At 61.4% G+C, this 14,380-nt stretch carries 11 protein-coding genes; 6 read left to right on the forward strand and 5 right to left on the reverse strand.

The genetic code is table 11. The features are described 5' to 3' along the window. Positions 1–2: 2 nt before the first annotated feature. The 4 genes from ACR1XV_RS01775 to ACR1XV_RS01790 all read left to right on the forward strand — a co-directional run bounded on the left by ACR1XV_RS01775 (position 3) and on the right by ACR1XV_RS01790 (position 4,410). A complete protein-coding gene (locus ACR1XV_RS01775) occupies positions 3–2,312 on the forward strand; it encodes a type I secretion system permease/ATPase (protein WP_480528560.1) in 2,310 nt (769 codons plus the stop codon). 3 nt (positions 2,313–2,315) lie between these two features. Beyond that, a complete protein-coding gene (locus ACR1XV_RS01780) occupies positions 2,316–3,659 on the forward strand; it encodes an HlyD family type I secretion periplasmic adaptor subunit (protein WP_480528561.1) in 1,344 nt (447 codons plus the stop codon). Between the two features lie 87 nt (positions 3,660–3,746). Continuing rightward, positions 3,747–4,139 carry a rhodanese-like domain-containing protein gene (locus ACR1XV_RS01785; RefSeq protein WP_480528562.1) on the forward strand — a complete coding sequence of 131 codons (393 nt, stop codon included), beginning with the start codon at positions 3,747–3,749 and terminating at the stop codon, positions 4,137–4,139. Positions 4,140–4,224: 85 nt separating this feature from the next. Beyond that, positions 4,225–4,410, forward strand: coding sequence for a hypothetical protein (locus tag ACR1XV_RS01790; protein ID WP_480528563.1), 186 nt, complete (start codon positions 4,225–4,227; stop codon positions 4,408–4,410). Here ACR1XV_RS01790 and ACR1XV_RS01795 read toward each other — a convergent pair whose 3' ends face one another. Beyond that, complete coding sequence (locus ACR1XV_RS01795; RefSeq protein ID WP_480528564.1) at positions 4,411–5,211, reverse strand: alpha/beta fold hydrolase; 801 nt, start codon at positions 5,209–5,211, stop codon at positions 4,411–4,413. Between the two features lie 47 nt (positions 5,212–5,258). On the opposite strand from ACR1XV_RS01795, the gene ACR1XV_RS01800 reads away from it, so the two are divergent. Further along, positions 5,259–5,633, forward strand: a complete 375-nt coding sequence (locus tag ACR1XV_RS01800) for a hypothetical protein (RefSeq protein ID WP_480528565.1) — start codon at positions 5,259–5,261, stop codon at positions 5,631–5,633. 65 nt (positions 5,634–5,698) lie between these two features. Here ACR1XV_RS01800 and glyA read toward each other — a convergent pair whose 3' ends face one another. Next, a complete protein-coding gene (gene glyA / locus ACR1XV_RS01805; RefSeq protein WP_480528566.1) occupies positions 5,699–6,994 on the reverse strand; it encodes a serine hydroxymethyltransferase in 1,296 nt (431 codons plus the stop codon). Between the two features lie 168 nt (positions 6,995–7,162). On the opposite strand from glyA, the gene ACR1XV_RS01810 reads away from it, so the two are divergent. Beyond that, a complete protein-coding gene (locus tag ACR1XV_RS01810; protein WP_480528567.1) occupies positions 7,163–7,924 on the forward strand; it encodes an NAD kinase in 762 nt (253 codons plus the stop codon). A 253-nt stretch (positions 7,925–8,177) separates the two neighbouring features. Here ACR1XV_RS01810 and ACR1XV_RS01815 read toward each other — a convergent pair whose 3' ends face one another. From ACR1XV_RS01815 to ACR1XV_RS01825, 3 genes are all read right to left on the reverse strand, one after another. Beyond that, complete coding sequence (locus tag ACR1XV_RS01815; protein ID WP_480528568.1) at positions 8,178–9,617, reverse strand: amidase family protein; 1,440 nt, start codon at positions 9,615–9,617, stop codon at positions 8,178–8,180. 160 nt (positions 9,618–9,777) lie between these two features. After that, positions 9,778–11,667, reverse strand: a complete 1,890-nt coding sequence (prpE, locus tag ACR1XV_RS01820) for a propionate-CoA ligase PrpE (RefSeq protein ID WP_480528569.1) — start codon at positions 11,665–11,667, stop codon at positions 9,778–9,780. Between the two features lie 293 nt (positions 11,668–11,960). Continuing rightward, positions 11,961–14,234 (reverse strand): NADP-dependent malic enzyme, encoded by a 2,274-nt coding sequence (locus tag ACR1XV_RS01825; RefSeq protein ID WP_480528570.1) that lies wholly within the window; start codon positions 14,232–14,234, stop codon positions 11,961–11,963. Positions 14,235–14,380 lie beyond the last annotated feature (146 nt).

Below are 14,380 nucleotides of genomic sequence, written 5' to 3' on the forward strand. Positions count from 1 at the left end.
TTATGTCGATCGTTTTTTCGTCGCGCCGAACCCGCTTTGCCAGCCCGCTGGACCGGCATGGAGGCGGGCGTCCCTTGCCCCTGAACGACAAAGATCAGGGAGTGAGACCCAAACAGGATGATGCCGCCGCGCTATTGTCACGGCTGCGTTTGACCAAGGAGATGCGCTTGCCGAACTCTCAGCCCAGCCCCGTAGCGGCCGCGTTGGCTGATGAAGAGGCAGAGAAAGGCCAAAAGGACCGGGAGTCGCAGACAACGGCCCCCCAAGAACAACCGAAACCGGACTATACCGGCCAGAGGCACGCACAGCAGACAGATCCCACGTCACAACCGCGCGCTGGCTCTCCCCTTCGGCGCGCGTCGTCGCGGCCCGCGCAAGATCAGGATCCGGCGGGCAGCGACAATGGGGTGGCCGATGCTGAGACCCCGGATCGTGAATGCGCCGCCCAGTCGACTGCGCGCATGACCCCCTCTGCGCCGGCTGGCGGCAAAGACCGCATGGGCACCACGATCGAGGCCAAGGCGAACGAACCGTTAATGCGCTCGGGGACGGGCGGCGGCGACGGCAAGGGGCCACCCCAAACCTTCCACAAACGCACCCCACCCGAGGATTTTCAGAAAACGCTGCGCACCTCGCTGCGTGCGATCTGGCACAATCTGGCCTTCGTGCTGGTGCTGACCTGTGCCACCAATATTCTGATCCTGGCTATTCCGATCTATCTGTTCCAGATCAGCGACCGGGTGCTGACCAGCCGCTCGCTGGATACGCTGATCATGCTGACCGCAATTGTTGCGGGCGCGGTGATCTTTCAGGCTGCCTTCGACGCGGTGCGCCGCTTTATGCTGATGCGCACGGCGGTCGAGGTGGCAGCCCGTCTGGGTGCCCCGGTGCTGAGCGCGGCGGCCCATGCCTCGCTGCACGGCAACGGGCGCGAGTATCAGACGCTGGGCGATTTGCAGCAGGTGCGGGGCTTTCTGGTCTCGGGCACGCTGATTTCCTTCCTCGATGTGCCTTTTGCACCGCTGTTCATCCTGATGATCTTTCTGGTGCATCCGCAGCTGGGCATGATCGTTGTGACCACCGCGCTGATCCTGATGGTGATCGCGCTGGTCAACCAGAAACTCACCGCCAAACCCTTTGCCAAGGCCAATCAGGCTCAGTCGCTGGCCAACCAGCATCTGGATTCGATGTCACGCAACAGCCAGATCATCAACGCATTGGCGATGATCCCTGAGGCGGTGCGCATCTGGGGCCGTGATACCGCACAATCGCTGACATGGCAGGTCAAGGCGCAGGATCGCAACGTGATCTTCGCCGCCATCTCTCGCGCCGTGCGTCTGCTGACCCAGATCGGCATTCTGGGTTGGGGCGCCTATCTGGCCCTGCAGGGCGAGATCACCGGTGGCATGGTCATCGCGGCCTCGATCATCGCGGGTCGTGCTTTTGCCCCGATCGAAGGATCGATCGAGGGGTGGAACACCTTCCTGCTGACCCGTGGAGCTTTTGGCCGGATTAAGGCGTTGCTGTCGAGCTCGGCTCTGCAATACGAGAAACTGCGCCTGCCGCGCCCCGAAGGGCGGTTGGATGTGGAACGCCTGCTTTACGTGCCCGGCGGCACCAAGCGGGTGGTGTTGAACGGGATCACCTTTGCCCTGAACCCCGGCGAGACGCTGGCCATCATCGGCAATTCCGGTGCGGGCAAGACGACGCTGGGCAAAACGCTGGTGGGTTCGATCCTGCCAACCTCGGGCAGCGTGCGGCTGGACCTGATGGACATCCGCAACTGGGACCCGCGCCAGTTTGGTGAAAGCATCGGATACCTGCCGCAGGACGTGCAGCTGTTCCCCGGTACGATCAAGGACAATATCGGCCGGATGCGTGCGGATGCGACCGACGAGCAAATCCATGACGCTGCTGTTCTGGCCGACGTCCACAACATGATCGCGACACTCCCGCAGGGGTATGAGACGGTGGTGGCCGCAGATGGTTCACCGCTGTCGGGCGGCCAGAAACAGCGCATCGCGCTGGCGCGCGCCTTCTTTGGCAACCCGCGGATGGTGGTTCTGGATGAGCCGAACTCGAACCTTGATGTGGCGGGCGACAAGGCGCTGGCACGGGCGATCGAGCAGGCCAAGGAAAGCAAAATCACCGTGGTCGTGATCACGCAAAAGCCGACCCTGCTGAATGTGGTCGACAAAATCATGCTGCTGACCGACGGGCGCGTGGCGCTGTTCGGGCAGCGCGAACAGGTCCTGCAGCAACTGAACGGCCCGCGACAGCAGCCGCCTGAAATTCAGGGCAATGGGGGATAAGCCATGAACGAGCTTGTAGTACACAAGGATGATCCCGGCCTGTGGTATGCCGAGGTTCCGCGCTCGATCACCAAGTTCATCGTGATCGGTCTGGTCATGCTGATCGTCTGTTTTGGCGGCTTCGGCGTCTGGTCCTTCCGCGCCCCGCTGGCGGCGGCGGTCATCGCGCAGGGTAGCTTTGTCGCCACCGGCCGCAACAAGATCGTGCAGCACCTTGAGGGCGGGATCATCGAAAACATCCTCGTCGCGGAAGGTGAGGCGGTTCAGGCCGGTCAGATCATGATGACACTGGACCAGACCTCGGCCGAGGCCAACGAGCGTGAACTGTTCATCCGCAAGATTCGCCTTCAGGCCATGACCGAACGGCTGCTGGCCGAGCACAGTGAAAAGGAACAGCTGGTGTTCTCGGCGGCATTGCTGGATGCCTCTGATGATGTCGAGGTGATGACCATCCTCGATAACCAGAAACTGAGCTTTGACGTATCGCGCAAGACGCTGCTGAACGACATCGCCCTGCTGCAGCGGAACATGGAGGCGCTGAGAATCCGCGCCACGGGGTTCGAGGCGCAACTGACCAGCATGCAGCGTCGCTCGGACATCCTGCAGGAGGAATACGACACCAAGAATGCGCTGTTCGAGAAGGGTCTGGTGCGCAAAGGCGATCTAAACACGATCCGCCGGGTGCAGGCCGAGGCCGAGGGTCAGTTGGCCCGACTGCAGGCCGAAACGGCCGAGGTCAACCAGATGTTGCTGAAATACGAAGAACAGATCCTGCGCACCCGGTCCGCGTATCGTGAAGCCGCTTTGGACGAACTTGGCGTAATCGAGGCCGATCTGGAGAGTGTCCGTGAAAAGGCCCGTCAGGCCCGCAGCGTTCTGGATCGCGCCGTCGTGCGCGCGCCTGTCACCGGCACTGTGGTGCGCCTGCATCACCACACGCCGGGTGGTGTGATTGAAACCGGTGAGCAAATCGCCGAGATTCTGCCGGCCGATGCGCCGCTGATCATCGAGGCACAAATCCCGCGCACCGAGATCGACAGCGTCGTGACCGGTCAGATTGCAACGGTACGTCTGGTGGCGCTGAACCAGCGCACGACCCCGGTGCTTGAGGGTGAGGTGTTCTATGTCTCGGCTGACTCGCTGGTCGAAGATTCCGCCGGTATGCCGCAAGAGGTCTATCTGGCACGTATCTCACTGACCACGGATGAGATGAACCGAGTGCGGGGTTTCGTGCCAACGCCCGGCATGCCTGCCGAGATCATGATCCAGACCGAAGAGCGCACATTCGCGGCCTATATCGCCAAGCCTGTGGTCGACAGCATGTCACGCGCGTTCCGGGAACATTAGTGTGACGGGCCGCATACGTTAACTGCTACATCTTCCAAATTTCGCATGTTACCCTCTTGCAGATTCGATCTGCAGGAGGGTGCGCGGATGGCTTTGACAGTCAAAGAGATGATGGAGGCCGCCAATGCCGTGGTCGAACGTATTGACGCGGGCAGGGCGCAGGAGCTTCTGGCGCAGGGGGCGCTGCTGCTGGATATCCGGGACGCGCCCGAGCTGGAAAAGACGGGCCGGGCAGTGGGGTCGCATCACATCCCGCGCGGTATGCTTGAATTCCGGGCTGACCCTGACCTGCAATCCTATGACCCAGAATTGCGCAAGGATCGCGTTATTGTCCTGCACTGCGCGTCAGGTGGCCGGGCAGCGCTTGCCGGAAAGCTGCTGAAGGACATGGGCTATCAGCAGGTCTACAACATGGGCGGATTTTCGGATTGGGTAAACGGCGGCGGTGATACCGTCGAACCGGTTGATCCGGGGATGTAAGAGTTTGATCTGACACAGGTCAAAGCGAGTTATATGCGATTCCTGTAATGTGATCGCCGAGTGTGACCAAACAGGACAGCCGGCCATGATACGCCTTGCAGCCATGCTATATTCTTTGATCGCCACCGCCCTCGCCGGAACCGCCGTGATCGCCGTTCTGGCGGCAGGGATGGTTAGCGCGATGGCCATTATCTACGCCGCTATTGCAGGGGCGGTTGTCGCCGCACCTGCGTCATGGCTGGTGGCCAAACGGCTCTACCAAGGGGCGTGATCAGGCGTTCAGGAAGGTCCTGACGGCAGCTTCGAATTCACGGGGTTTTTCGGCGTGCAGCCAATGCCCTGCGCCGGGGATTTTCGCGAATCGGGCCGACGGGAAAAGGGCGCGTATCTGCTCGCGGTGTTCGGGCAGGACATAGTCTGACGCGGCACCGGACAGAAACAGCGTAGGGCCGTCCCAATGACCTGAAACCTCGGGAAACCCCATGATCTTGGGCATTTCGCTGGCCAGAACGTCCAGATTCAGCCGCCAGCGCCCGCCTTCAACATCCAACGACTGCGTGAAGAAGCTCTGCAGCGATTTTTCGACGCCTAGATCGGCCAGTTGCGCCTCTGCGCCCGAGCGGCGCTGGACGCGGGACATATCCACTGCCCGCATCGCCTCGATGAACGGCATCTGGCTGTGGCCATAGGTGACGGGCGCGATATCCGCGACGACAAGTTTGCGCACCAGATCACCATGTTCCAGCGCCAACACCATCGAGGCTTTGCCGCCCATGGAATGGCCCACCACGTCAGCCAGGCCTCCGACGTCGTCGATGACTTCGGCCAAATCCTGCGCCAATTGCGGATAGCCATGCTGATCGTTCCAGAAGCTGTAGGCATGGTTGCGCATGTCGACCGCGATCACCTGTCTTTCGTCAGACAGCCGCCGCGCGATGACGCCCCAGTTCCGGGCCGAGCCATACAGGCCATGGGCAATCAGCAGGGGCGGGTGGTCGGTCGGGTCGCCATGGATGATCGTATTCAGCATATCCCTGTGATACGCGTCGCCGGGCGGAACAACCAGCCCCATTGTCGCCTGCGCGGCAGAGGGCTAGATTACCCCGTCAGGAGGCGCAGATGACGCAGGAAATCGATATCCAGACGCAGATTTCGCAGACCATCCGGTTGCTGCGCAAAAAGCTTGGGGTGAAGGACAAAACGCTGATCGCCTCGGTCAAGCGCGCCAAGCGGCGCTTACCGCGCAAGGTCTATAAACAGGCCATGGTGCTGGCCCGGGCCGAGCAGATGGCCGAACACCCAAAGCTGCGGATGGTTCTGGATATGCCGAAGCTTGAGAAAGCGTCTGACGAGGTTCAGACCCATCTGAACGGGATCAATCTGGCCGACAGACGCCTGGGCTGGTTTCTCAGCTTTCTGGGTTCGCTGGCTTTGGGGCTGATCGCGCTGGCAGCGCTGGCGGTCATCGTCTTGCGCTGGCGCGGCTATATTTGAGCCAAACCCAAAAGAAAAACGGCGCCCCTTGAGGCGCCGTTTTCTGTTTCACGACCTGAGACGGATCACAGGTTCGGATAGATCGGGAAGCGCGCGCACAGCTCGGCGACTTCGGCCTTCACCTTCGCCTCGACCTCGGCGTTGCCGTCTTCGCCGTTGGCGGCCAGACCGTCTACAACCTCGATGATCCAGTCCGCGATCTGGCGGAACTCGGTCTCGCCAAAGCCACGGGTGGTTCCTGCGGGCGAGCCCAGACGGATACCGCTGGTGATGGTCGGCTTCTCAGGGTCAAACGGCACGCCGTTCTTGTTGCAGGTGATATGCGCGCGGCCCAAGGCTTTCTCGGTCGCGTTGCCCTTGACGCCTTTGGGGCGCAGGTCGACCAGCACCACGTGGGTGTCGGTGCCGTGGGTCACGGTGTCCAGACCGCCTTTGATCAGCTGATCCGACAGCGCCTGCACATTGGTGATAACCTGCTGTATATAGCTCTTGAATTCGGGACGCAGAGCCTCGCCAAAGGCAACGGCTTTGCCTGCGATGACGTGCATCAGCGGGCCGCCCTGAATGCCGGGGAAGATGGCCGAGTTCACTTTCTTGGCGATATCTTCGTCGTTGGTCAGGATCATGCCGCCGCGCGGGCCGCGCAGGGTCTTGTGCGTGGTGGTGGTGGCCACATGCGCATGGGGGAAGGGCGAGGGATGCTCGCCTGCCGCAACCAGACCGGCAAAGTGCGCCATGTCCACGTGCAGATAGGCACCAACCATATCGGCAATCTCGCGCATACGAGCAAAATCGATCTGGCGCGGGATGGCGGAACCACCTGCGATGATCAGCTTGGGGTTATGCTCTTTCGCCAGCGCCTCAACCTGATCATAGTCCAGCATGTTGTCCTGCTGGCGCACGCCGTATTGCACCGCGTTGAACCACTTGCCCGACTGGTTCGGACGCGCGCCGTGGGTCAGGTGACCACCTGCGTCGAGGCTCATGCCCAGAATGGTGTCGCCGGGCTGGATCAGCGCCTGAAACACGCCTTGGTTCGCCTGAGAGCCCGAGTTTGGCTGCACGTTGGCAAAACCGCAGCCAAACAGCTCCTTCGCGCGGTCGATGGCCAGGTTCTCGGCGATGTCGACGAATTGGCAACCGCCATAGTAGCGGCGACCCGGATAGCCCTCGGCATATTTGTTGGTCATGACCGATCCCTGCGCTTCCATCACGGCGGCAGAGACGATGTTCTCGGACGCGATCAGCTCGATCTCGTCGCGCTGACGGCCCAGCTCGGATGTGATCGAGCCGAACAGCTCGGGGTCACGATCGGCAAGGGACTGGGTGAAGAAACCGGTGTCACGAAGGTTGGCGTTCATGTGCGCTCCGCATGGCTGGGGTGTATCTGGTCGATTTCCTATCGGAAACCGATTGCCGGAGAAAGGCTGTAAAGCGACGAATTGGCCCGCTGCGGCGTCAACTCTGGTCTAACGTGGAAAGGTGTGTTTGTTTCGGAACCAAATGTGCAACACCGGAAACCGCATCAGATGACCAAGAGAATCGCTTTTCTGGCCAGCCACGCCCAGGTGGCGCAAACCGCGCGGGATGCTCTGGTGGCCCGATACGGCAACGCGGCACCGCGCGACGCCGAGGTGGTGGTCGCACTGGGCGGTGACGGTTTCATGCTGCATACGCTGCAGGGGGTTCAGCATCTCGGCACGCCGGTCTACGGGATGAACCGGGGAACGATCGGGTTCCTGATGAACGAATACTCGGAAATCGACCTGATGACGCGGCTGGCCGAGGCCGAGGAAGAGGTGATCAACCCCCTCAGCATGACCGCGATGGATCAGTCGGGCCAACAGCACACGGCGCTGGCCATCAACGAGGTGTCGCTGCTGCGCGCCGGCCCGCAGGCCGCGCGCCTCAGGATCAGTGTTGACGGCCGGGTCCGCATGGCAGAACTGGTCTGCGATGGCGCGCTGCTGTCCACCCCGGCGGGGTCGACGGCCTATAATTACTCAGCCCATGGCCCCATTGTGCCCATCGGCGCGGATGTTCTGGCCCTGACACCGATCGCCGCCTTCCGCCCCCGTCGCTGGCGCGGGGCGTTGCTGCCCAAGATGGCAAAGGTCAGGTTCGAGGTGATCGAGCCCGACAAGCGCCCCGTCATCGTCGCAGCCGATTCCGTATCCTTTCCCGGCGTCGACTGGGTCGAGATCAGGTCGGAACCCAGCGTGCAGCACCGCATTCTGTTCGACCCCGGGCACGGTCTGGAAGAACGGCTGATCTCCGAGCAATTCACGTAAACGTGAGTGGTTCAAGAGAATTCATGCCATTTGTGTGAACCAGTTCACAGGCGTGCGCGCAACCATTTGTTAACTTCAAAGGGCCCGGAGAACACGCCAAGGTGGAAGTGAGTGGCCATCTAACGGTGTTTTCGAATGATTGCGCAGTTTCCGCGCTGGCGAGGGTGGGTGGTGCTACGCTCGTCATCAAATATCCGGGCATATTTTAGTATGCGGACCCCGGGCACAAAACCCCGGGGTCTATTTTTTACATCTATGTGCCTGACGCCATCTTATCCCAAAGGATAGGAGCCATCTGGCCGACCCGTTCCTCAATCGCTGCGGTAGCGTCGACCGCCATATCCTCACGCCAGCGCCGGGCTGTGATCTGGACGTTGATCGGCTGCGGACCGTTTTGCAGATCAGCCAGCCGCGCCGGAACGCTGGCGGCGGGCAGCCCGAGGAAATTCATGGCATAGGAATAGACCGCACAGCCCAGCACTTCATGCACGCCTTCTGGCCCTTCGGTATCGCGGTCCGGCTTGAAGAACGGCTGCGGCAGGAAAGGGGACAGAACCAGTGGATAGTCCTGAAGGAACAGCGACCATTCGCGGGCATAATGGCTGCGTTGCGCCAGCGCCTGAATCAACTCGGGGCCGGTGATTGGCGGGAATTCCTGAAAATATACCTCAAAGATATCCTGTATCGTCTGCGAACCAGCCGCCTCGATATCATCTTTCATCAGCGTCAGCACTTCGCCCATCAACGCGCGATAGCCCAGCCGCCCGCATTTGAACACATCCGGCGGGTCGATCTCGGTCACCAGATAACCGGCGTCGGCTAACGCCTCCCGCGCCGTATCCAGCGCCTTGTCCACATCAGGGTGAAGCTCATACCCAAACGTATTCTTCGTGAACGCCACCTTGACGGGGCTGTCCAGCGTTGCCCCGCGCCATGGCATCGGAACGTGAAACGGATCGCGCGGATCACCCGCGATCAAGGATGGCATCGACAGATGCAGATCGGCGGTCGACCGCGTGATCAGCCCCTGAACCGACATCGACTGGGCCAGCAGCCCGCGCTCGACCTTCTGGCTCGGGTTCCACGCCGGCACACGCCCCAGCCCCGGCTTGACCGTAACCGCGCCGTTGGCTGCCGCCGGAAATCTCAGACTGCCGCCGATATCATTGCCGTGAGCCAACGCACCGATTCCGGCCATGACAGCAGCCCCAGCCCCGCCGGATGATCCACCTGGCGAGATATGGCCTCCCCAAGGGTTATGCGTCCGCCCGTAAAGGATATTGTCCGTATCGGCCCGAAACGAGAACTCGGGCGTGTTCGTGCGCCCGATCACAACGGCACCCGCCCGTTGCAGGTTCGAAACCACCGGCGCGTCATCGGGCGCAATGGCATCCCGCAGCGCAACAACGCCGTTTGTGGTGGCATGGTCCTTTTGATCGACATTGACCTTGATCGTAACCGGCACCCCGTGCAGCGGCCCTGCTGTAGCACCACCCGCGCGCGCATGATCCAGCGCCCGGGCCCGCTCCAGCGCTTCAATGCTCAGCTCCTCAACCACCGCATTCAGGGCCGGGTTCACCTGATCCATCCGGTCCAACGCGCCCCGAACCGCGTCCTCTGCACTCAGATCGCCCCCGCGGGTCAGCGCGGCCAATTCTGTCGCACTCAGCCGCCAGATATCCTTATCCGTCATGTTCGTCCTCCCCGCATCAACCTGCGGCGGACAAACCCCAATGACAAGGCCCGCAAACCGGGGAACCTTCATCTGGCCAAAAATATCCCGGAGCGCGAGGCAGAGCCTCGCACAGGCGCGTCAGCGCAAATCGGGCGCGCCGTCAGGCGCACCGCATACTTTACTGCGCATACCCGATCGTACGCAGCGCCGAGGTGATCTCGTCCAGAATGGCCGGATCGTCAATCGTTGCAGGCATCTTGTATTCCTTGCCATCGGCAATCGACACCATGGTTCCGCGCAGAATCTTGCCCGACCGTGTCTTGGGCAACCGGTCCACCACAACCGCCTTCTTGAACGCAGCGACGGGGCCGATCTTGTCGCGGACCATCTTGACCACATCGGTCACCACATCGTCATGGTTGCGGTCCGAACCCGCGTTAAGGCACAGGAACCCGACCGGCATCTGGCCCTTCAACTGATCCGAAACCCCGATCACGGCGCATTCGGCAACATCGGGATGGGCGGCCAGAACTTCTTCCATCCCGCCGGTCGACAGGCGATGGCCCGCGACGTTGATCACGTCATCGGTACGCGCCATGATGTAGAGATAGCCGTCCTCATCAATCATTCCCGCGTCGCCGGTCTCATAGTAACCGGGGAAATGATCCAGATAGGATTTCCTGAACCGGGCTTCTGCGTTCCAAAGGGTCGGCAGGGTACCCGGAGGCAGCGGCAGCTTGACGGCAATCGCGCCCAGCTCTCCGGCTTTGACCTCGTGACCGCCTTCATCGAGGATATGCACCTCGTAGCCCGGCATCGGTTTCGCGGGCGAGCCCAGCTTGATCGGCAGTTCTTCGATCCCCAGCGGGTTTCCGGCGATGGCCCAGCCAGTTTCGGTCTGCCACCAGTGGTCGATCACCGGCACCTTCAGCGCGTCCTGCATCCAGGTGATCGTGTCGGGATCGGCGCGTTCGCCCGCCAGGAACACGGCCTTCAGGCCGGACAGGTCGTATTTTGCCAGCAACTCGCCTTTGGGATCCTCGCGCTTGACGGCCCGGATGGCGGTGGGGGCGGTGAAGAAGCTTTTGACCTTATGCTCGGAAATCACGCGCCAGAAGGTGCCCGCGTCGGGGGTGCCGACGGGCTTGCCCTCGAACACGATGGTGGTGTTGCCGTGGATCAGGGGGGCATAGCAGATATAGGAATGCCCCACGACCCAGCCCACATCCGAGGCCGCCCAGAACACATCGCCCGGATCGGTGTTATAGATGTTCTTCATCGTCCAGTTCAGCGCCACCAGATGACCCGCGGTTGGGCGGACCACGCCCTTGGGTGCGCCGGTCGTGCCCGAGGTGTAAAGGATATAGGCCGGATCGTTGCCGTCCACCGGCACGCAATCGGCAGGTTCGGTGCCGTACTGGAAGCCGTGCCAGTTGACGTCCCGCCCCTCGACCAGTTTCGCGACCTCCTGTTCGCGCTGGAAGATCACACAGAAATCAGGCTTGTGGCTGGCCAGGTCGATGGCCCCGTCGAGCAGGGGTTTGTAATGCACGACCCGCCCCGGCTCCATCCCGCAGGACGCGGCGATAATCGCCTTGGGCTTGGCGTCGTCAATGCGCACCGCCAACTCGTTGCTGGCAAAACCGCCGAACACGACCGAATGCACGGCGCCCAGGCGGGCGCAGGCCAGCATCGCCTCAAGCGCTTCGGGGATCATCGGCATATAGATGATGACCCGATCGCCCTTTTCGATGCCCTTGGCCCGCAGCGCGCCAGCCAGATTGGCAACCCGGTTGCGCAGTTCAACATATGAGATTTCGCGTTTGGTATGCGTGATCGGGCTGTCATAGATGATCGCGGTCTGTTCGCCGCGGCCATTTTCGACATGCCGGTCAACCGCGTTCCAGCAGGTGTTGACCTTGGCGTCACTGTACCACTCATAAAGCGGCGCGTTGTCGTCAAACAGGGCCTTGGTCGGAGGTTTGATCCAGTCAATCCCTTTCGCAGCCGCCATCCAGAACGCCTCGGGGTCCGATTTCCAGCTTTCGTAAACGTCCTGATACGCCATTGCGGCCTCCTCCTGAAATTCCCTTGCAGTTTGTTAGGCATCTCGGGAGCACCGGACAAGCAATGCGAATGACGGCGCGTCAGTTTATCGCAAAATCTTTGCAGAATGTTGCGATCCGGGGTGCAAATTTTTGCAAATACCTCGTGTTGACTGGCATTTGCAGCGCAAAACTCCATGTTCTGCAAAACTGCAAACTTTCGCTGAAACCGGTGACACCTGCGCAGAGAATCAAACCGGGCACCCGAATGGATGCCCGGTCATGCCGTTCCGTGGCTTTGCTCTGATGGCTGGATCTATCCGTAATGCGCAACCGGCGTCCCGGCGATTGCGGCCATGTTCAGAAGACCCCGCGCGGTAATGGATGGGGTCACGATATGGGCCTTGTTTCCCATACCCATCAGGATGGGCCCGACCTCCAATCCGCTGGCTTTCATCTTCAGCACGTTGCGCACGCCGCTGGCAGCATCGGCGTGGGCGAAGATCAGAACATTCGCGGCACCCTGCAGGCGCGAGTTGGGGAAGATGCGCGCTCGTAGCTCCGGGTCCAAAGCCACATCCAGGTTCATCTCGCCCTCATAGATGAAGTCGCGGGGCTCGGAATCGAGGATATCCAGCGCCGCCCGCAGCCGCTTGCCAGAGCCTTCGGCCTGGTTGCCGAACTGCGATTGCGAACAGAACGCGATCTTCGGCTCAAGCCCGAACCGCCGCACGTGGCGGGCCGCCCCGACGGTGGCCTCGGCCAGCTCCGCGGGTGTAGGAAGCTGGCGCACATGGGTGTCAGCGATGAACAGGGGGCCGTCCTCAAGGATCATCAGCGAAAGCGCGCCGTGCGGACGCAGATCACCATCGTCCAGAACCTGTTCGATATAGTTGAGGTGCCAGCGATATTCGCCAAAGGTGCCGCAGATCATGCTGTCGGCTTCGCCGCGATGCACCATGATAGCGGCAATCGCCGTGGTGTTGGTGCGCATGATGGCCTTCGCCAGATCGGGCGTCACACCGCGGCGTTCCATGAGTTGGTGATAGGAATTCCAATAGTCGTAATATCGCGGGTCGTTATGCGGGTTGACGATCTGAAAGTCCTGACCGGGCCGCACCACCAGCCCCAGCCGTTCGCAGCGCTTTTCGATCACGTCAGGCCGCCCGATCAGGATCGGCGTCTCGGTGGTCTCTTCCAGAATGGCCTGTGCCGCGCGCAGGACACGTTCGTCTTCGCCCTCGGCAAAGACGATCCGGCGCGAGGCGGCCGCGGCGGCCTCGAACACGGGCCGCATCAGCAGCGCGGATTTGAACACGGTCTGGTTCAGGCGTTCCCGATAGGCTTCAAGATCGTCGATCGGGTGTTTGGCAACGCCGCTTTCCATCGCGGCCTTTGCCACCGCCGAGGACACCACGCCCACAAGGCGGGGATCGAACGGTTTCGGAATCAGGTAGTCGGGGCCAAAGGTCAGCTGCTCGCCCTTATAGGCTGCGGCGGCTTCGGCGCTGGTGGTGGCCCGGGCCATTTCAGCAATGCCGTCGACGCAGGCGATCTGCATGGCATCGTTAATCTCGGTCGCACCGGCGTCCAGCGCGCCCCGAAAGATGAAAGGGAAGCACAGAACGTTGTTCACCTGATTGGGGAAATCGCTGCGGCCTGTTGCGATGATGGCGTCCGGTGCAACCTCGCGTGCGGCCTGTGGCAGGATTTCGGGCGTGGGGTTGGCCAGCGCGAAGATGATCGGACGGCTGGCCATCTTCTCAACCATTTCCGGCTTGAGCACATTTGGACCGCTGAGCCCCAGGAACAGATCGGCACCGCCGATGACATCGTCCAGCGTGCGCAGGTCGCTTTTCTGCGCGAACTGATCCTTGTGCGGGTTCATATCTTCGGCGCGGCCTTCGTAGACCAGCCCGTGAATGTCGCACAGCCAGATATTCTCGCGCTTGACGCCCAACTTGACCAACATGCTGAGGCAGGCAATGCCCGCCGCGCCGCCACCGGTCGAGACGATCTTGATATCCTCGAACTTCTTGCCCGCCACATGCAGCGCGTTCTTGGCCGCGGCACCGACAACGATGGCGGTGCCGTGCTGGTCGTCGTGGAAGACGGGGATGTTCATCCGCTCGCGGCAGATTTTCTCAACGATGAAACAGTCGGGCGCCTTGATGTCTTCGAGGTTGATCGCGCCGAAGGTCGGTTCCAGCGCGCAGACGATCTCGGCCAGCTTTTCGGGGTCGGGCTGATCGACCTCGATGTCGAAACAGTCGATATTCGCGAATTTCTTGAACAGGACCGCCTTGCCTTCCATCACCGGCTTCGAGGCCAGGGCCCCGATATTGCCCAGCCCCAGAACCGCGGTGCCGTTCGAGACGACAGCCACCAGATTCCCGCGCGATGTGTAAAGCCCGGCATTGGCCGGGTCGGCCTTGATTTCAAGGCTGGCTTCGGCCACGCCCGGCGAGTAGGCGCGGGCCAGATCCCGGCCATTGGCCATGGGCTTGGTGGCTTTGATCTCGAGCTTTCCGGGCTTGGGATGGGCGTGATATTCAAGGGCGGCCTGCCGCAGGCTGGGTGTGTCAGACATCGGCGATTCAACTCCGTTTCAGAATTTGTTTGATCGTTAAACCATTTTTCGCGGCTTGGCTACGCTACGTCAGGTTCTGCCTCACGGATACGTTTATTGAATTCTGTCACAAAACTATTACGTTCCGCAAATTCCGAAAATCACCG

Source organism: Ruegeria sp. AD2(2025), from assembly GCF_056542385.1.